This window comes from Pseudomonas sp. P4_C3 (assembly GCF_056402075.1).
Window position 1 is genome coordinate 16,590 of record NZ_JBFUIC010000019.1, and the last position, 18,189, is coordinate 34,778.

The 18,189-nt window shown below is 60.9% G+C and carries 16 protein-coding genes; all 16 read left to right on the forward strand.

Translation table 11 applies throughout. From position 1 onward, the window contains the following. The first annotated feature begins 327 nt into the window (after positions 1-327). Positions 328-783: a division/cell wall cluster transcriptional repressor MraZ gene (mraZ, locus tag AC1DVH_RS06225; RefSeq protein WP_221731512.1), complete on the forward strand. Its 456-nt coding sequence runs from the start codon at positions 328-330 to the stop codon at positions 781-783. Then, the gene (rsmH, locus tag AC1DVH_RS06230) at positions 780-1,727 is read left to right on the forward strand and encodes a 16S rRNA (cytosine(1402)-N(4))-methyltransferase RsmH (protein WP_477753051.1); all 948 of its coding nucleotides are present in this window, start codon (positions 780-782) and stop codon (positions 1,725-1,727) included. Before mraZ ends, rsmH begins: the two co-directional genes overlap by 4 nt. Continuing rightward, positions 1,724-2,017, forward strand: coding sequence for a cell division protein FtsL (ftsL, locus tag AC1DVH_RS06235; RefSeq protein ID WP_007998257.1), 294 nt, complete (start codon positions 1,724-1,726; stop codon positions 2,015-2,017). Before rsmH ends, ftsL begins: the two co-directional genes overlap by 4 nt. Then, positions 2,017-3,756: a peptidoglycan D,D-transpeptidase FtsI family protein gene (locus AC1DVH_RS06240; protein WP_223459011.1), complete on the forward strand. Its 1,740-nt coding sequence runs from the start codon at positions 2,017-2,019 to the stop codon at positions 3,754-3,756. The genes ftsL and AC1DVH_RS06240 overlap by 1 nt, the downstream gene beginning before the upstream one ends. Continuing rightward, positions 3,756-5,219: a UDP-N-acetylmuramoyl-L-alanyl-D-glutamate--2,6-diaminopimelate ligase gene (locus AC1DVH_RS06245; protein WP_477753052.1), complete on the forward strand. Its 1,464-nt coding sequence runs from the start codon at positions 3,756-3,758 to the stop codon at positions 5,217-5,219. The genes AC1DVH_RS06240 and AC1DVH_RS06245 overlap by 1 nt, the downstream gene beginning before the upstream one ends. Then, a complete protein-coding gene (locus AC1DVH_RS06250; protein WP_477753053.1) occupies positions 5,212-6,579 on the forward strand; it encodes a UDP-N-acetylmuramoyl-tripeptide--D-alanyl-D-alanine ligase in 1,368 nt (455 codons plus the stop codon). The genes AC1DVH_RS06245 and AC1DVH_RS06250 overlap by 8 nt, the downstream gene beginning before the upstream one ends. Next, positions 6,579-7,661, forward strand: coding sequence for a phospho-N-acetylmuramoyl-pentapeptide-transferase (mraY, locus tag AC1DVH_RS06255; protein WP_016773275.1), 1,083 nt, complete (start codon positions 6,579-6,581; stop codon positions 7,659-7,661). The genes AC1DVH_RS06250 and mraY overlap by 1 nt, the downstream gene beginning before the upstream one ends. 6 nt (positions 7,662-7,667) lie before the next feature. Next, the gene (murD, locus tag AC1DVH_RS06260) at positions 7,668-9,014 is read left to right on the forward strand and encodes a UDP-N-acetylmuramoyl-L-alanine--D-glutamate ligase (RefSeq protein ID WP_477753054.1); all 1,347 of its coding nucleotides are present in this window, start codon (positions 7,668-7,670) and stop codon (positions 9,012-9,014) included. Then, a complete protein-coding gene (gene ftsW / locus AC1DVH_RS06265) occupies positions 9,011-10,228 on the forward strand; it encodes a putative lipid II flippase FtsW (RefSeq protein WP_477753055.1) in 1,218 nt (405 codons plus the stop codon). The genes murD and ftsW overlap by 4 nt, the downstream gene beginning before the upstream one ends. Further along, positions 10,218-11,288, forward strand: a complete 1,071-nt coding sequence (gene murG / locus AC1DVH_RS06270) for an undecaprenyldiphospho-muramoylpentapeptide beta-N-acetylglucosaminyltransferase (protein WP_477753056.1) — start codon at positions 10,218-10,220, stop codon at positions 11,286-11,288. Before ftsW ends, murG begins: the two co-directional genes overlap by 11 nt. Further along, positions 11,281-12,741 (forward strand): UDP-N-acetylmuramate--L-alanine ligase, encoded by a 1,461-nt coding sequence (murC, locus tag AC1DVH_RS06275; RefSeq protein ID WP_150727953.1) that lies wholly within the window; start codon positions 11,281-11,283, stop codon positions 12,739-12,741. The genes murG and murC overlap by 8 nt, the downstream gene beginning before the upstream one ends. After that, positions 12,738-13,721, forward strand: coding sequence for a D-alanine--D-alanine ligase (locus AC1DVH_RS06280; RefSeq protein ID WP_477753057.1), 984 nt, complete (start codon positions 12,738-12,740; stop codon positions 13,719-13,721). The genes murC and AC1DVH_RS06280 overlap by 4 nt, the downstream gene beginning before the upstream one ends. 4 nt (positions 13,722-13,725) lie before the next feature. Further along, positions 13,726-14,595 (forward strand): cell division protein FtsQ/DivIB, encoded by an 870-nt coding sequence (locus AC1DVH_RS06285; protein ID WP_477753058.1) that lies wholly within the window; start codon positions 13,726-13,728, stop codon positions 14,593-14,595. 15 nt (positions 14,596-14,610) lie between these two features. Further along, positions 14,611-15,870 carry a cell division protein FtsA gene (gene ftsA / locus AC1DVH_RS06290; RefSeq protein ID WP_007989901.1) on the forward strand — a complete coding sequence of 420 codons (1,260 nt, stop codon included), beginning with the start codon at positions 14,611-14,613 and terminating at the stop codon, positions 15,868-15,870. A gap of 73 nt (positions 15,871-15,943) precedes the next feature. After that, the gene (gene ftsZ / locus AC1DVH_RS06295; RefSeq protein WP_477753059.1) at positions 15,944-17,137 is read left to right on the forward strand and encodes a cell division protein FtsZ; all 1,194 of its coding nucleotides are present in this window, start codon (positions 15,944-15,946) and stop codon (positions 17,135-17,137) included. A 112-nt stretch (positions 17,138-17,249) separates the two neighbouring features. Continuing rightward, positions 17,250-18,161: a UDP-3-O-acyl-N-acetylglucosamine deacetylase gene (lpxC, locus tag AC1DVH_RS06300; RefSeq protein WP_007939852.1), complete on the forward strand. Its 912-nt coding sequence runs from the start codon at positions 17,250-17,252 to the stop codon at positions 18,159-18,161. The last annotated feature ends 28 nt before the right edge of the window (positions 18,162-18,189 follow it).

Below are 18,189 nucleotides of genomic sequence, written 5' to 3' on the forward strand. Positions count from 1 at the left end.
AGCAGGGGGCAAGTGATAGCAATTTCCCTCCTTACACAATCATCAGCAGAACCTCTTTTGTAATACCAAAAAAATCTTACTCTTAATAAATCACTTTAACTTTCGAACGCAGCCTTCTGTGCTGGTTCAAGTTATCGATCAGTTTCATCTGCCGGATTCTCGTTGCCTCTCCGTTAATGCTCCTAAATCTCAGTTCTGTAAGGGTTTTCCTTTGCTCCGCGCCTTGACGGTGTGGTGGGCGCATTCCTATAGTGTGCGCAAGTGGCGGAAAGTGGCATGAAGTGGGTTTTTTGAACTCAAAACGCTAGAATTTGGAGAAACGCTGACGTGTTTCGCGGAGCCAACGCTATCAGTCTCGATGCAAAGGGCCGTCTCGCAATGCCGAGCCGGTACCGTGACGAGCTCGAATCGCGCAGTTCCGGTCAATTGATCGTGACAATTGATGCCGTTGATCCTTGTTTGTGTGTTTACCCCCTCGATGAGTGGGAAATTATTGAAACCAAACTGCGCGCACTGCCTTCGCTTCGCGAAGAGAACCGCCGCCTGCAACGTTTATTGATTGGTAATGCCGTCGACCTCGAGCTTGATGGCAGTGGTCGTTTTCTGGTTCCGCCGCGTCTTCGTGAATATGCCAAGTTGGATAAGCGCGCGATGTTGGTAGGCCAACTGAACAAGTTCCAATTGTGGGACGAGGATGCCTGGAACGCGGTTTCTGCCGCTGACCTGGCTGCCATTCAACAACCGGGCGCGATGCCTGATGAACTGCGTGATTTGATCCTGTGACTATTGATAGCGGCTTTAACCACATCACCGTACTGCTTGACGAAGCCGTCGAGGCTCTCGCCGTACGTCCTGATGGCTGCTATCTGGACGGCACGTTCGGGCGCGGCGGACACAGCCGGTTGATCCTCAGCCAGCTCGGTCCCGATGGTCAGTTGCTCGGATTCGATAAAGATCCACAAGCGATTGCCACCGGGCAGACGCTAGCGGCCGAAGACGGCCGCTTTGTCGTTGTGCAGCGCAGCTTTGCCGAGCTCGGTTCGGAAGTCGCCGAACGCGGGATGAACGGCAAGGTCAGCGGCGTATTGCTGGATCTGGGCGTGTCTTCGCCACAGCTCGACGACCCTGAGCGCGGCTTCAGCTTCCTCAACGACGGCCCGCTGGACATGCGCATGGATCCGTCCCGTGGCATCAGCGCCGCCGAATTCGTCAACACCGCGCCCGTGGAAGAAATCGCACGGGTGTTCAAGGAATACGGCGAAGAGCGTTTCTCCGGCCGCATGGCCCGTGCCGTGGCCGAGCGCCGAGACATCAAGCCATTCGAGCGCACCGGTGACCTGGCAGAAGTCCTGAAGGTCGCCAACCCAGCGTGGGAAAAGGGCAAAAACCCTGCAACCCGTGCGTTCCAGGGTTTGCGCATTCACGTAAACAACGAACTGGGTGATCTGCAGACCGGCCTCGAAGCCGCGCTGGAATGCCTGGAAGTGGGCGGTCGCCTGGTGGTGATCAGCTTCCATTCGCTGGAAGACCGTATCGTCAAACTGTTCATGCGCAAGCTGGTGAAAGGCGAAGCCGACAACCTGCCGCGCAACCTGCCGGTTCGGCATGTCGCCTTCGAACCGAAAATCAAAGTCCATGGCAAAGCGCAGACGGCCTCCGACGCCGAACTCAAAGCCAACCCACGTTCCCGTAGTGCTGTCATGCGTGTGGCGGAGAAGCTGCGGTGAGCAAGCTTTTCGCCAAGCCATTGCCCGGCGGAAGCTTCTTCATGCTGCTGTTGTTTGTCGGCGTGCTCGTGTCGGCCATCGGCGTGTCCTACAGCGCGCACTGGAACCGTCAGCTATTGAATTCGCTGTACAACGAATTGAGCGTGCGCGACAAGGCGCAAGCCGAGTGGGGCCGGTTGATTCTGGAGCAGAGCACCTGGACCGCCCACAGCCGTATCGAAGTGCTGGCCACCGAACAATTGAAAATGCACATCCCCGGTGCCGCTGACGTGAAGATGGTGGCGCCATGATGAAACTCGAAGGTGCACTCTTTCCTTGGCGGTTCCGCGTGGTGCTGGGTTTGCTTGGCGTCATGGTGGCCGCGATTGCCTGGCGCATCATTGACCTGCAAGTGGTCGATCGTGCCTTCCTTAAAGGTCAGGGCGATGCGCGCAGCGTTCGTCATATTCCGATTCCGGCTCACCGTGGTCTGATAACCGACCGTAACGGCGAGCCTTTGGCCGTCAGTACCCCGGTGACCACACTGTGGGCCAACGCCAAGGAAATGCAGCTGGAAAAAGACAAGTGGCCAGCACTGGCCGCAGCGCTGGGACAAGATCCCAAAGCCCTGACTGAGCGTCTTGAAGCCCAGGCCAACAAAGAATTCATTTACCTGGTGCGCGGGCTGACGCCTGAGCAGGGTCAGGCCGTGCTCGACCTGAAGGTGCCGGGTGTCTATGGCATCGAAGAGTTTCGGCGGTTTTATCCTGCCGGCGAAGTCACTGCTCATATGGTCGGGTTTACCGACATCGACGATCACGGTCGTGAAGGCGTCGAACTGGCCTACGACGAATGGCTGGCCGGGGTCCCTGGCAAGCGTCAGGTGATCAAGGACCGGCGCGGCCGGCTGATCAAGGATGTCCAGGTCACCAAAAACGCCAAGGCCGGCAAGCCCTTGGCGTTGTCCATTGACCTGCGCCTGCAATACCTGGCCAACCGCGAATTGCGCAACGCGATCATCGAGAACGGCGCCAAGGCCGGCAGCCTGGTGATCATGGACGTGAAGACCGGCGAGATTCTCGCGATGGTCAACCAGCCGACCTACAACCCGAACAACCGTCGCAACCTGCAACCGGCGATGATGCGTAACCGCGCGATGATCGACGTGTTCGAGCCGGGTTCGACCATGAAAGCGATTTCGATGAGCGCTGCGATCGAAACCGGCCGCTGGAAACCGAGCGACACCGTCGAGGTGTATCCGGGATCCTTGCAGATTGGTAAGTACACCATCAAGGACGTATCCAAGACCGAAGGCCCGGTACTCGACCTGACCGGCATCCTGATCAACTCCAGTAACGTCGGCATGAGCAAGGTTGCCTTCGACATTGGCGGCGAAACCATTTTCCGTCTCGCGCAGAAAGTCGGCCTCGGCCAGGACACCGGCCTGGGCTTCCCGGGCGAGCGCGTCGGCAACCTGCCGAATTACCGCGAATGGCGCAAGGCAGAAACCGCCACGCTGTCCTACGGCTACGGTATCTCCGTGACCGCAATCCAGCTTGTCCACGCTTTCTCGGCCCTGGCCAACAACGGTCGCCTCGCACCGCTGACCCTGATCAAGACCGACAAGGCACCGCAAACCACCCAGGTGTTGCCGGAGGCCGTCGCGAAAACCATGCAAGGCATGCTGCAACAAGTGATCGAGGCCCCGCGCGGTGTGTTCCGTGCGCAGGTGCCGGCGTATCACGTGGGCGGCAAGTCGGGTACTGCGCGTAAAACCTCGGTTGGCACCAAGGGCTACGCCGAGAACTCCTACCGTTCGCTGTTCGCCGGCTTCGGCCCGATGAGCGATCCGCGTTACGCCATCGTGGTGGTGATCGACGAGCCGACCAAGGCCGGTTACTTCGGTGGCCTGGTTTCCGCGCCGGTGTTCAGCCGTGTGATGTCGGGCACTCTGCGCCTGATGAACATTACGCCGGACAACCTGCCACCTACTCAACAAGCGAACGCAACACCGGTCGTTCCGCTGAAAGCCAATGGAGGGCGCGGCTGATGTCTCTGAGCCTGAACAAGATTTTCCCTCACGCCGGCCACGATCTGCTGATTCGCGAACTCGCCCTGGACAGCCGCAATGTGCGCGCGGGTGATCTGTTCCTCGCCGTGCCGGGCGGGAAATTCGATGGGCGCGCGCATATTGCCGACGCCTTGCAGCGCGGTGCTGCTGCGGTGGCCTATGAAGTAGAAGGCGCCACGATCCTGCCGATCACTGAAGTGCCGCTGATTCCGGTCAAGGGCCTGGCGGCTCAACTGTCGGACATCGCCGGGCGTTTTTATGGCGAGCCGAGTCATCACCTGAACCTGGTGGGCGTAACCGGCACCAACGGCAAGACCAGCGTGACGCAATTGGTCGCCCAGGCACTGGACCTGCTCGGCCAGCACTGCGGCCTGGTCGGCACACTCGGTTGCGGTTTCTACGGCGCGCTGGAAAGCGGCCTGCACACCACACCAAACCCGATTGCCGTGCAAGCGACCTTGGCGGACCTGAAAAAGGCCGGGGCCAAAGCCGTGGCGATGGAGGTTTCCTCCCATGGCCTGGACCAGGGCCGCGTGACCGCATTGGCCTTCGATGTGGCGGTGATGACCAACCTGTCCCGCGATCACCTGGACTACCACGGCACCATGCAGGCTTACGGCGAAGCCAAGTCCAGGCTGTTTGCCTGGAATGACTTGAAATGCCGCGTGGTCAACCTCGACGACGAGTTCGGCCGGCAACTGGCTGCCGACAAGTGCGAATCGCGGCTGATCACCTATAGCCTGGAAAATTCCAGCGCTTACCTGTATTGCCGCCAGGCGCAATTCGACGACGAAGGCGTGCGCGCCACACTGGTCACGCCGCAGGGCGAGCACCTCTTGCGCAGCACCTTGCTCGGTCGCTTCAACCTGAGCAATGTCCTGGCGGCGGTCGGCGCGTTGCTCGGTCTTGATTACGCCCTGGACGAAATCCTCAAGGTGCTGCCGCAGCTTGAAGGCCCTGCCGGTCGCATGCAGCGTTTGGGCGGTGGTTCGCAGCCGCTGGTGGTGGTCGATTACGCCCACACCCCGGATGCCCTGGAAAAAGTATTGCTGGCCTTGCGTCCACACGCCAAGGGTCGGTTGCTGTGCCTGTTCGGCTGTGGCGGCGACCGCGATCGCGGCAAGCGCCCGTTGATGGCCGAAGTGGTCGAGCGCTTGGCTGATGGCGTGCTGGTGACCGATGACAACCCGCGTACTGAAGACCCGGCAGTGATTTTCGATGACATCCGCGCCGGTTTCACGGCTGTGGATAAAGTGGAGTTCGTTGCCGGTCGTGGCCAGGCGATTGCCCAACTGATCGCCAGCGCTTCGGTGGATGACGTGATTGTCCTGGCCGGTAAAGGTCACGAGGACTATCAGGAAATCAACGGCGAGCGTCATGCCTTTTCCGATCTGGTCGAGGCCGATCATGCCTTGACCGCGTGGGAGGTGGCCCATGCTTAAGGCCTTGAAACTGAGCGAACTGACCGGTGCGCTGAATGCTCGCCTGGTGTCCTCCGATGCCAGTTTCGACGGTGTCAGCATCGACAGCCGCRCAATCAAGCCTGGTCAACTGTTTATCGCGCTGGCCGGTCCGCGCTTCGATGGTCATGATTATCTGAATGAAGTCGCCGCCAAGGGTGCCGTGGCCGCGCTGGTCGAGCGTGAAGTCGCCGACAGCACGCTGCCACAATTGCTGGTCAGCGACACTCGCCAGGCCCTGGGCCAGTTGGGCGCGCTGAATCGCGCCGCCTACACCCATCCGGTCGCGGCCATCACCGGTTCCAGCGGCAAGACCACGGTCAAGGAAATGCTTGCGAGCATCCTGCGCACCCGTGGTCCGGTGCTGGCCACCCGTGGCAACCTGAACAACGACCTCGGCGTGCCGCTGACCTTGCTTGAACTGGCGCCGGAACACGCTGCCGCAGTGATCGAGCTGGGTGCCTCGCGCCTGGGCGAAATTGCCTACACCGTGAGCATGACCAAGCCGCACGTGGCCATTCTCAATAACGCCGGGACCGCCCACGTCGGCGAGTTCGGCGGTCCGGAAAAAATCGTCGAAGCCAAGGGCGAGATTATCGAAGGGCTGGATGCCGATGGCGTCGCCGTTCTCAATCTCGACGACAAGGCATTCGGTATCTGGAAGGCGCGCGCCGGTGACCGCAAAGTGCTGACGTTTGCGTTGAGCAACGCCAGCGCCGATTTCCATGCCAGTGACCTGGCCACCGATGCTCGCGGCTGCCCGGCGTTCAACCTGCACGGCCCTGAAGGTGTGGCGCGCGTTCAACTGAACCTGCTCGGCACCCACAACGTCACCAATGCCATGGCCGCCGCCGCTGCCGCCCATGCCCTGGGTGTGTCGCTGTCCGGTATCGCCGCTGGCCTTGGCGCGGTGCAACCGGTCAAGGGTCGCACCGTTGCGCAATTGGCCAGCAATGGCATGCGCGTGATCGATGACACTTACAACGCCAATCCCACCTCCATGTGCGCTGCCGTTGATATACTGGCCGGCTTTTCCGGTCGCACCGTCCTGGTGCTCGGGGATATCGGCGAGTTGGGCGAATGGGCGGAGCAGGGGCACCGCGATGTGGGCGAGTACGCCCGTGGCAAGGTTTCTGCGCTGTACGCCGTCGGGCCAATGATGGCTCACGCCGTGAACGCATTCGGTCCACAGGCTTTTCACTTCAGCACACAGGCTGAGCTGATCAAGGCCCTGGACGCCGAACAAGACACAAACACCACCATTTTGATCAAGGGGTCGCGCAGCGCTGCGATGGAAAACGTCGTCGCCGCCTTGTGCGGGTCCAGTCTGGAGAAACATTAATGCTGCTGCTGCTAGCGGAGTATCTGCAACAGTTCTACAAAGGCTTCGCGGTCTTCCAGTACCTGACCCTGCGCGGGATTCTCGGTGTACTGACCGCGCTGGTTTTGTCGCTGTGCTATGGCCCGTGGATGATCCGCACCCTGCAGAACCGTCAGATCGGTCAGTCCGTTCGCAATGACGGCCCGCAGTCGCACCTGTCCAAATCGGGTACACCGACCATGGGCGGCGCACTGATTCTGTCGTCCATCGGTGTCAGCACCCTGCTTTGGGCTGACCTGAGCAACCGTTACGTCTGGGTCGTACTGTTGGTGACCCTGCTGTTCGGCGCCATCGGCTGGGTCGACGACTACCGCAAGGTCATCGAGAAAAACTCCCGTGGCTTGCCGAGCCGCTGGAAATATTTCTGGCAATCGGTGTTCGGCCTGGGCGCGGCGATCTTCCTGTATATGACCGCCGCCACGCCGGTGGAAACCACACTGATCCTGCCGATGCTCAAGGACTACAGCATTCCACTGGGTGCCGGCTTCATCGTCCTGACCTACTTCGTGATTGTCGGTTCGAGCAACGCGGTCAACCTGACCGACGGCCTCGACGGCCTGGCGATCATGCCGACGGTGATGGTGGGCGGCGGCCTGGGCATTTTCTGCTACCTGTCGGGTAACGTGAAATTCGCCGAATACCTGCTGATTCCTTATGTGCCGGGCGCAGGCGAGCTGATCGTGTTCTGTGGCGCGTTGATCGGAGCAGGCCTGGGCTTTCTGTGGTTCAACACCTATCCGGCACAAGTCTTCATGGGCGACGTCGGCGCACTGGCGCTGGGCGCGGCCCTGGGCACCATCGCAGTGATCGTCCGTCAGGAAATCGTCCTGTTCATCATGGGCGGCGTGTTCGTGATGGAAACCCTGTCCGTGGTCATTCAGGTTGCCTCTTTCAAACTGACCGGTCGCCGCGTATTCCGCATGGCGCCGATCCACCACCACTTTGAACTCAAGGGCTGGCCCGAGCCGCGTGTGATCGTCCGTTTCTGGATCATCACCGTGATTCTCGTGCTGGTCGGCCTTGCCACCCTGAAGCTGAGGTAGAAACTCGTGTCTCTGATCGCTTCTGACCACTTCCGCATCGTTGTCGGCCTCGGCAAGAGCGGCATGTCCCTGGTTCGCTTCCTGGCGAACCGGGGCGTGGCGTTTGCCGTGGCCGATACGCGGGAAAATCCACCGGAACTGGCCACGCTCAAGCGTGACTATCCGCACGTGGAAGTGCGTTGTGGCGAGCTGGACGTCGAATTCCTGTGCCGTGCCGACGAGCTCTACGTCAGCCCCGGTCTGGCGCTGGCGACCCCGGCCCTGCAGGCCGCCGCCGCCCGTGGCGTGAAATTGTCCGGTGACATCGAACTGTTCGCGCGTAACGCGAAGGCGCCGATCGTGGCCATCAGCGGCTCCAACGCGAAAAGCACCGTCACCACGCTGGTCGGCGAAATGGCGGCGGCGGCGGGCAAGCGTGTTGCCGTCGGTGGCAACCTCGGTACCCCGGCGTTGGACTTGCTCAGCGACGACATCGAGTTGTACGTGATGGAACTGTCGAGTTTCCAGCTGGAAACCACCGACCAACTCAACGCCGAAGTGGCGACCGTGCTCAACATCAGCGAAGACCACATGGACCGTTACAGCGGTCTGCCAGCCTATCACCTGGCCAAGCACCGGATCTTCCGCGGTGCCAGACAGTTCGTGGTCAACCGTCAGGATGCCCTGAGTCGTCCGTTGATGGGCGAAGGGCAGCCATGCTGGACCTTCGGCCTGAGCAAACCCGATTTCAAGGCGTTTGGTATCCGTGAAGAAGACGGCGAGAAATACCTGGCCTTCGAATTCCAGAACCTGATGCCGGTGCGCGAATTGAAGATTCGTGGCGCCCACAATCAGTCCAACGCCCTGGCAGCCCTGGCCCTGGGTCATGCGGTTGGCCTGCCGTTCGATGCCATGCTGTCGAGCCTGCGCACCTTCGCCGGTCTCGAACATCGCTGCCAGTGGGTCCGTGACCTCGACGGCGTGGGCTATTACAACGATTCCAAGGCCACCAACGTCGGCGCCGCACTGGCGGCCATCGAAGGTTTGGGCGCAGACATCGACGGCAAAGTCGTGTTGATCGCCGGTGGCGATGGCAAAGGTGCCGAGTTCAAGGACCTGCACGATCCGGTGGCGGCCAACTGCCGCGCCGTGGTGCTGATGGGGCGCGACTCCGACAGGATCGGCGAGGCTATCGGCGACGCCGTACCGCTGATCCGCGCCGGCTCCCTGGCCGAGGCCGTCGAGCAATGCCGCGCCGCCGCCCAGCCGGGCGACGTGGTGCTGCTGTCGCCAGCCTGCGCCAGTTTCGACATGTTCAAGAACTACGAAGACCGTGGTCACCAGTTCGTCCAAGCCGTGGAGGATCTGGCATGAGCCTGAGAGACATCATCAAGCCATACCCTTCGCCGATCATCACCGGGCGCGGTATCGACCTCGACTTCCCGATGCTCGCCGGTTGCCTGACGTTGCTCGGCCTGGGGTTGATCATGATTGCCTCGGCATCGACCGAAGTGGCGGCCGTGCAGTCGGGCAGCGCCCTGTATTACATGATTCGCCACCTTATTTACGTGGTGCTGGGCCTGGGTGCCTGCATCGTCACCATGATGATCCCGATCGCTACTTGGCAACGGCTGGGCTGGCTGATGCTGCTCGGTGCGTTCGGCTTGCTGGTGATGGTGATCATTCCGGGGATCGGCCGTGAGGTTAACGGCTCGATGCGCTGGATCGGCTTCAGTTTCTTCAACGTTCAGCCTTCCGAGATCGCCAAGGTGTTCGTGGTGATCTACCTCGCCGGTTATCTGGTGCGCCGCCAGAAAGAAGTGCGCGAAAGCTGGATGGGCTTCTTCAAGCCGTTCATCGTGCTGCTGCCAATGGCGGGCCTGCTGCTGATGGAACCGGACTTCGGTGCCACCGTCGTGATGATGGGGGCGGCGGCGGCGATGCTGTTCCTTGGCGGCGTCGGGCTGTTCCGCTTTTCCCTGATGGTGGTGCTGGCTGTCGGTGCGGTGGTGCTGTTGATTCAAATGCAGCCGTATCGAATGGCGCGCCTGACCAACTTTGCCGACCCATGGGCCGACCAGTTCGGCGCCGGCTATCAGTTGTCCCAGGCGTTGATCGCCTTCGGTCGCGGTGAATGGCTGGGCGTCGGCCTGGGCAACAGCGTGCAGAAACAGTTCTACCTGCCGGAAGCCCACACTGACTTCGTGTTCTCGGTCCTGGCCGAAGAGCTGGGGGCGGTGGGTTCGTTGTGCACCGTGGCACTGTTCGTCTTCGTGTGCATTCGTGGCATGTACATCGGTTTGTGGGCTGAAAAGGCCAAGCAGTTTTTCGCGGCTTACGTGGCCTACGGTCTGTCGTTCCTGTGGATTGGTCAGTTCCTGATCAACATTGGTGTAAACGTCGGTCTGCTGCCGACCAAGGGTCTGACCTTGCCGTTCCTCAGTTATGGCGGTAGTTCGTTGGTGATCTGCTGTGCCTGTCTCGGCTTGTTGCTGCGCATCGAGTGGGAAAGTCGAACCCACCTGGGCAGTGAAGAGATGGAGTTCCATGAGAGCGACTTCGCCGAGGAGCCGAACCATGGGCGCTAACGTCATGATCATGGCTGGCGGCACCGGTGGCCACGTGTTCCCGGCACTGGCCTGTGCCCGCGAATTCCAGGCACGCGGCTATACCGTGCACTGGCTCGGCACTCCGCGTGGCATCGAGAACGATCTGGTGCCGGCGGCCGGAATCGAGTTGCACCGGATCAATGCCAGCGGTCTGCGCGGCAAGGGCAAGCTGTCCCTGTTCAAGGCGCCGTTCATGTTGCTCAAGTCGGTCTGGCAGGCGCGGGCGATCATTCGTCGGCTGCGGCCGGTCTGCGTGGTTGGCTTTGGTGGTTATGTGACCGGTCCTGGTGGCGTTGCCGCCAAACTGGCCGGCGTGCCGGTGATCGTTCACGAACAGAACGCCGTGGCCGGTACCGCCAATCGGTTGCTGGTGCCGTTGGCCGCCCGAGTCTGTGAAGCGTTCCCCGACACCTTTACCCTGTCGGACAGCCGCCGGACCACCGGTAATCCGGTGCGCACCGAGCTGTTCCTCGAGACATCGCGACCTGCCCTGGCCGGTCGCAAGGCGCGTTTGCTGATCCTGGGCGGAAGCCTGGGCGCAGAACCGTTGAACAAGTTGCTGCCTGAAGCCCTGTCGCAAGTCGCTGCCGATTTGCGTCCGGAAGTGTTCCATCAGGCCGGCAAAAACCACGATGAAGTGACTGCAGAGCGCTATCGCGCGGCTGGCGTCGAGGCGCAGGTGCAGCCCTTCATCAAAGACATGGCCCAAGCCTACAGCTGGGCCGACCTGGTGGTTTGTCGCGCAGGCGCGCTGACCATCAGTGAACTGGCCGCCGCCGGTCTGCCCTCGATGCTGGTGCCTTTGCCTCATGCCATCGACGATCACCAGACCCGCAACGCCGAATATTTGGCCCGTGAAGGCGCAGCCTTCCTGATGCCGCAAAGAACGACTGGTGCAGCGGATCTTGCCGCTCGCCTGACAGAGGTCCTGATGCAACCACAACGACTCAACGAAATGGCTACTGCGGCACGCCGCCTGGCCAAACCCGATGCCACCCGTAACGTGGTCGATAGCTGCCTGGAGGTGGCCCATGGTTGAGAATCAGAAAGCCATGCCGCAACCGGAAATGCGCCGCATCCGTCGCATCCACTTCGTTGGTATCGGCGGTGTGGGCATGTGCGGGATTGCTGAAGTGTTGTTGAACCTGGGCTATGAAGTGTCCGGTTCCGACCTGAAGGCTTCGCCGGTCACCGAGCGCCTGGAGTCCTTCGGCGCGCAGATCTTCATCGGCCACCGTGCCGAGAACGCCGCTGCCGCCGACGTGCTGGTGGTGTCGAGTGCCGTGAACACGTCCAACCCGGAAGTCGCTACCGCGCTGGAACGTCGTATTCCGGTGGTGCCGCGTGCAGAGATGCTGGCTGAGCTGATGCGCTATCGCCACGGCATCGCCGTTGCCGGTACCCACGGCAAAACCACGACCACCAGCCTGATCGCGTCGGTGTTCGCCGCCGGTGGCCTGGACCCGACGTTCGTAATCGGTGGCCGTCTGAATGCCGCGGGTACCAATGCCCAGCTCGGCACCAGCCGTTACCTGATTGCCGAAGCCGACGAAAGCGACGCCAGCTTCCTGCACTTGCAGCCGCTGGTGGCCGTGGTCACCAACATCGACGCCGATCACATGGCGACCTACGACGGTGACTTCAACAAGCTGAAGAAAACCTTCGTCGAATTCCTCCACAACCTGCCGTTCTACGGTCTGGCGGTGGTGTGCCTGGACGATCCGGTAGTGCGTGAAATCCTCCCGCAGGTCAAACGTCCGACGGTCACCTATGGCTTCGGCGAAGACTGCGACGTACGTGCGATCAACGTGCGCCAGCAAGGCATGCAGACCTTCTTCACCGTACTGCGTCCCGACCGCGAGCCACTGGATGTTTCGGTGAACATGCCGGGCAACCACAACGTATTGAACGCCCTTGCGACTATCTGCATCGCCACCGACGAAGGCGTCAGCGATGAAGCCATCGTCCAGGGCCTGTCCGGGTTCCAGGGTGTCGGCCGACGCTTCCAGGTCTACGGCGAACTGCCGGTAGACGGCGGCAATGTAATGCTGGTCGATGACTACGGTCACCACCCGACGGAAGTCGCGGCAGTGATCAAGGCCGTACGCGGTGGCTGGCCGGAGCGCCGCCTGGTGATGGTCTACCAGCCGCACCGCTACAGCCGCACCCGCGACCTGTACGACGATTTCGTCAATGTACTGGCCGACGCCAACGTACTGCTGCTGATGGAAGTCTATCCGGCCGGCGAAGAGCCGATCCCGGGCGCTGACAGCCGCAAGCTGTGCAACAGCATCCGTCAGCGTGGCCAGCTCGACCCGATCTACATCGAGCGTGGTGTCGACCTTGCGCCAGTGGTCAAGCCGCTGCTGCGCGCCGGCGACATCCTGCTGTGCCAGGGCGCCGGCGATATCGGCGGTCTCGCACCAAAACTGTTGAAAAGCGAGTTGTTCGCCGGTGCCGTTGCCGCGCCGGAGAAGGGGAAGTTGAAATGACTGCTGCCTACGCCAACCTGGTCTCCACGATCGCGCCGAAAGACTTCGGCCGCGTCGCCGTGCTGTTCGGCGGCAAGAGTGCCGAGCGTGAAGTGTCCCTGAAGTCGGGTAACGCCGTTCTGGACGCACTGCAAAGCGCCGGTGTGGACGCGTTCGGCCTCGACGTGGGCGATGACCTGCTGCAGCGACTGCTCAACGAAAAGATCGACCGCGCCTTCATCATCCTCCACGGCCGTGGCGGTGAAGACGGCAGCATGCAGGGCCTGCTCGAATGCCTGGGCATTCCGTACACCGGCAGCGGCATCCTGGCTTCGGCCCTGGCCATGGACAAGCTGCGCACCAAGCAGGTCTGGCACAGCCTGGGCATTCCGACCCCACGTCACGCGGTACTCAGCAGCGAGGCCGATTGTATTTCGGCGGCGACGGAACTGGGCTTCCCTTTGATCGTCAAACCGGCCCATGAAGGTTCAAGTATCGGTATGGCCAAAGTGAGTTCCGCGTCCGAATTGATCGACGCATGGAAAGCGGCCAGTACCTACGATTCGCAAGTGCTGGTCGAGCAATGGATTCACGGTCCGGAGTTCACCATCGCCACCCTGCGTGACCAGGTGTTGCCACCGATTGCCCTGGGCACGACGCACAGCTTCTACGACTACGACGCCAAGTACATCGCCAACGATACCCAGTACCGCATTCCGTGCGGTCTGGACAGCGCCAAGGAAAAGGAACTCATGGACCTCACGGCGAAAGCCTGTGAAGCGCTGGGTATCGCCGGTTGGGGCAGGGCAGACGTGATGCAGGACGCCGACGGGCAGTTCTGGTTCCTGGAAGTCAACACCGCACCGGGCATGACCGATCACAGCCTGGTGCCGATGGCGGCCCGTGCTGCCGGTCTGAATTTCCAGCAACTGGTTCTGGCCATTCTGGCCGAGAGCGTTGCCGGCAACACTGCCGGTAACCAAGAGTCGACGAGAGGTTAAGGCCATGCAAGGCGCTCAGCTCAGACATCAGCCCCCCGCATCGCCCGGCCGCAAGCCGGTGCCGCGGGGTGCCAGCCGAATGGTGGCCAAAGAGCCGATGTCCGCGCGCCTGCCGAAAGCCAACTTCGGTTTTCTCAAAGCGTTGTTCTGGCCGGTAGTGCTGGTGGCTTTGGGGTTCGGTACTTACGAAGGCGCGACACGGCTGTTGCCGTATGCCGACCGGCCGATCACCAGGATCAACGTGCAGGGCGACTTGAGTTACATCAGCCAGCAAGCGGTGCAGCAGCGGATCGCCCCGTACGTGGCGTCGAGCTTCTTCACCATCGACCTGGCGAGCATGCGCACCGAGCTGGAAACGATGCCATGGATTGCCCACGCCGAAGTGCGCCGGGTGTGGCCGGATCAAGTGGTGATCCGCCTGGAAGAACAACTGCCGGTGGCCCGATGGGGTGACGAGTCGCTGTTGAACAACCAGGGCCAGGCCTTCACCCCGCGCGAGCTGGCGAACTACGAACACTTGCCTCAGCTGTTTGGCCCGCAGCGGGCTCAACAGCAAGTGATGCAGCAATACCAGGTGCTGAGCCAGATGCTCAGGCCGCTGGGCTTCTCGATTGCACGCCTGGAACTGCGTGATCGTGGCAGCTGGTTCCTGACCACCGGCCCCGGCAGCGCGGGTCCCGGGATCGAACTGCTGCTGGGACGCGGCAACCAGGTGGAAAAGATGCGCCGTTTCATCGCCATCTATGACAAGACGCTCAAAGAACAGATTACGAACATTGCGCGCATCGATCTGCGCTACGCCAACGGCCTCGCTGTTGGCTGGCGGGAACCTGTAGCGCCCACGGCAGCCCAACCCGCTGTCGCGAAGAATTAAGAAGAGGCAGGACCCATGGCAAACGTGCAAAGCGGCAAAATGATCGTCGGTCTCGATATCGGCACCTCCAAGGTGGTGGCGCTGGTGGGCGAGGTCGCGGACGACGGCACGCTGGAAATCGTCGGGATCGGTACCCATCCATCCCGTGGCCTGAAAAAAGGCGTGGTGGTGAACATCGAATCCACCGTGCAATCGATCCAGCGCGCCATCGAAGAAGCGCAGCTGATGGCGGGTTGCCGCATTCACTCGGCGTTCGTCGGTGTGGCCGGCAATCACATCCGCAGCCTGAACTCCCACGGCATCGTGGCGATTCGTGATCGCGAAGTCAGCTCGGCGGACCTTGAGCGTGTACTCGACGCGGCCCAGGCCGTGGCGATCCCGGCTGACCAGCGCGTGCTGCACACCCTGCCGCAGGATTACGTGATCGATAACCAGGAAGGCGTCCGCGAGCCACTGGGCATGTCCGGCGTGCGTCTGGAAGCCAAGGTCCACGTGGTCACCTGCGCCGTCAATGCCGCACAGAACATTGAAAAATGCGTGCGTCGTTGTGGCCTGGAAATCGACGACATCATTCTCGAGCAACTGGCTTCCGCGTACTCGGTACTGACCGATGACGAGAAAGAGCTGGGCGTGTGCCTGGTGGACATCGGCGGCGGCACCACCGACATCGCGATCTTCACCGAAGGCGCGATCCGTCACACCGCAGTGATCCCGATTGCCGGTGACCAGGTGACCAACGACATCGCCATGGCGTTGCGCACTCCGACCCAGTACGCCGAAGAAATCAAGATTCGCTACGCCTGCGCCCTGGCCAAACTGGCCGGTGCCGGTGAAACCATCAAGGTGCCAAGCGTTGGCGACCGTCCACCACGCGAGCTGTCCCGCCAGGCCCTGGCCGAAGTGGTCGAGCCGCGCTACGACGAACTGTTCACGCTGATCCAGGCCGAACTGCGCCGCAGCGGCTACGAAGACCTGATCCCGGCCGGCATCGTGCTGACCGGCGGTACGTCGAAGATGGAAGGCGCTACTGAACTGGCCGAGGAAATCTTCCACATGCCGGTGCGCCTGGGCGTGCCTCACGGCGTGAAAGGTCTGGATGACGTGGTGCGCAACCCGATCTATTCCACCGGCGTCGGCCTGTTGATGTACGGCCTGCAGAAGCAGTCCGACGGCATCTCGTTCTCGGGCATCGGCAGCCGCGACAGCTACAGCAACGAAGAGCCACAGGCTCCGCTGCTGGACCGCCTGAAGAAGTGGGTCCAGGGCAATTTCTGAAGATTTACCGCGACACCGTTACACCGAAGCACGCAGTAGGCGAAAAAACTAGAGAATGTAAAGGAGAGGGAAAATGTTCGAACTCGTAGACAACATCCCCGCAAGCCCGGTAATCAAAGTTATCGGTGTCGGCGGTGGCGGCGGCAACGCTGTCAACCACATGGTCAAGAGCAACATTGAAGGCGTTGAATTCATCTGCGCCAACACTGATGCCCAAGCGCTGAAAAGCATCGGCGCGCGGACCATCCTGCAACTGGGCACCGGCGTGACCAAAGGTCTCGGCGCTGGCGCCAACCCTGAAGTAGGTCGTCAGGCCGCTCTGGAAGATCGTGAGCGCATTGCCGAAGTCCTGCAGGGCACCAATATGGTGTTCATCACCACGGGCATGGGCGGTGGTACCGGTACCGGTGCTGCGCCAATCATTGCTGAAGTGGCCAAGGAAATGGGCATTCTCACCGTTGCGGTGGTGACTCGTCCGTTCCCGTTCGAAGGTCGCAAGCGCATGCAGATCGCCGACGAAGGCATCCGTCTGCTGTCTGAAAGCGTGGACTCGTTGATCACCATTCCCAACGAGAAGCTGCTGACCATCCTCGGTAAAGACGCAAGCCTCTTGTCGGCTTTCGCCAAGGCCGACGATGTACTGGCCGGTGCTGTTCGCGGTATCTCCGACATCATCAAGCGTCCGGGCATGATCAACGTCGACTTCGCCGACGTGCGTACCGTGATGAGCGAAATGGGCATGGCTATGATGGGCACTGGCTGCGCCAGCGGTCCGAACCGTGCACGTGAGGCCACCGAAGCGGCCATTCGCAACCCGTTGCTCGAAGACGTGAACCTGCAAGGCGCTCGCGGCATCCTGGTGAACATTACTGCCGGTCCGGATCTGTCCCTGGGTGAATACTCCGACGTGGGCAGCATCATCGAGGCGTTCGCTTCCGAGCACGCCATGGTCAAGGTCGGTACCGTTATCGATCCGGACATGCGCGACGAGCTGCACGTGACTGTCGTTGCCACAGGTTTAGGCGCTAAAATCGAGAAGCCGGTGAAGATCATCGACAATACCGTGCACACGTCGATGGCTTCCCAGCCGCAACAACAGACCTCTGCTCGTCAGGAAGCTCCAGCGGTGAACTACCGTGACCTGGACCGTCCGACCGTCATGCGCAACCAGGCCCAGGCCGGTGCTGCGACTGCCGCGAAGATGAATCCGCAAGATGACCTGGACTACCTGGACATCCCGGCATTCCTGCGTCGTCAGGCCGATTGATGAAATGTATCAGGGGTATTAGGGTGATTGGTGTTCAGCAAAGGTCTGGTCTGCTATCATCGCCAGCCTTTGTTGATACCAGTTCGCAATTTGCGCTGAAGCGGCCCATGCCATGATTAAACAACGCACCCTGAAGAATATTATCCGTGCCACAGGTGTCGGCCTGCACTCCGGGGAGAAGGTCTACCTGACCCTCAAGCCAGCGCCCGTCGACACCGGCATTGTGTTTTGTCGCGCCGACCTCGACCCCGTGGTGCAGATTCCTGCCCGCGCGGAAAACGTTGGTGAAACCACTATGTCGACCACGCTCGTTAACGGTGACGTCAAAGTGGACACGGTAGAGCACTTGCTCTCGGCCATGGCAGGCCTGGGCATCGATAACGCCTACGTCGAGCTCTCCGCGTCCGAAGTCCCGATCATGGATGGTAGCGCTGGACCTTTCGTATTCCTGATTCAATCGGCTGGCCTGGAAGAACAGGACGCTGCCAAGAAGTTCATCCGTATCCTGCGTGAAGTGACAGTGGAAGACGGCGACAAGCGCGCCACTTTCGTCCCTTTCGAAGGGTTCAAGGTGAGCTTTGAGATCGATTTCGATCACCCGGTTTTCCGTGACCGCACCCAAAGTGCAAGCGTGGATTTTTCCAGCACTTCGTTTGTAAAAGAAGTCAGCCGCGCCCGTACCTTTGGTTTCATGAGTGACATCGAGTACCTGCGCAAGCACAACCTCGCACTCGGCGGCAGTGTTGAAAACGCTATTGTGGTCGACGCCGATGGCGTACTGAACGAAGACGGCCTTCGCTATGAAGACGAATTCGTGAAGCACAAGATTCTCGATGCAATTGGTGACCTCTACCTGCTGGGCAATAGCCTGATTGGTGAGTTCAAGGGCTTCAAGTCCGGCCACGCACTGAACAACCAGCTGCTGCGCAAGTTGATTGAGCAGACAGATGCCTGGGAAGTCGTGACGTTCGAAGACGCCAGCACTGCACCGATCTCTTACATGCGTCCGGTTGCGGCCGTGTAAGCAAAAAACCTCTCTAGTTTTTTAAGGG

Coding starts and splice junctions, on each gene's coding strand:
- AC1DVH_RS06240 (WP_223459011.1), top strand. CDS start 2,017: ATGAAACTCGAAGGTGCACTCTTTCCTTGGCGGTTCCGCGTGGTGCTG.
- AC1DVH_RS06245 (WP_477753052.1), top strand. CDS start 3,756: ATGTCTCTGAGCCTGAACAAGATTTTCCCTCACGCCGGCCACGATCTG.
- mraY (WP_016773275.1), top strand. CDS start 6,579: ATGCTGCTGCTGCTAGCGGAGTATCTGCAACAGTTCTACAAAGGCTTC.
- ftsW (WP_477753055.1), top strand. CDS start 9,011: ATGAGCCTGAGAGACATCATCAAGCCATACCCTTCGCCGATCATCACC.
- murG (WP_477753056.1), top strand. CDS start 10,218: ATGGGCGCTAACGTCATGATCATGGCTGGCGGCACCGGTGGCCACGTG.
- murC (WP_150727953.1), top strand. CDS start 11,281: ATGGTTGAGAATCAGAAAGCCATGCCGCAACCGGAAATGCGCCGCATC.
- AC1DVH_RS06280 (WP_477753057.1), top strand. CDS start 12,738: ATGACTGCTGCCTACGCCAACCTGGTCTCCACGATCGCGCCGAAAGAC.
- AC1DVH_RS06285 (WP_477753058.1), top strand. CDS start 13,726: ATGCAAGGCGCTCAGCTCAGACATCAGCCCCCCGCATCGCCCGGCCGC.
- ftsA (WP_007989901.1), top strand. CDS start 14,611: ATGGCAAACGTGCAAAGCGGCAAAATGATCGTCGGTCTCGATATCGGC.
- ftsZ (WP_477753059.1), top strand. CDS start 15,944: ATGTTCGAACTCGTAGACAACATCCCCGCAAGCCCGGTAATCAAAGTT.
- lpxC (WP_007939852.1), top strand. CDS start 17,250: ATGATTAAACAACGCACCCTGAAGAATATTATCCGTGCCACAGGTGTC.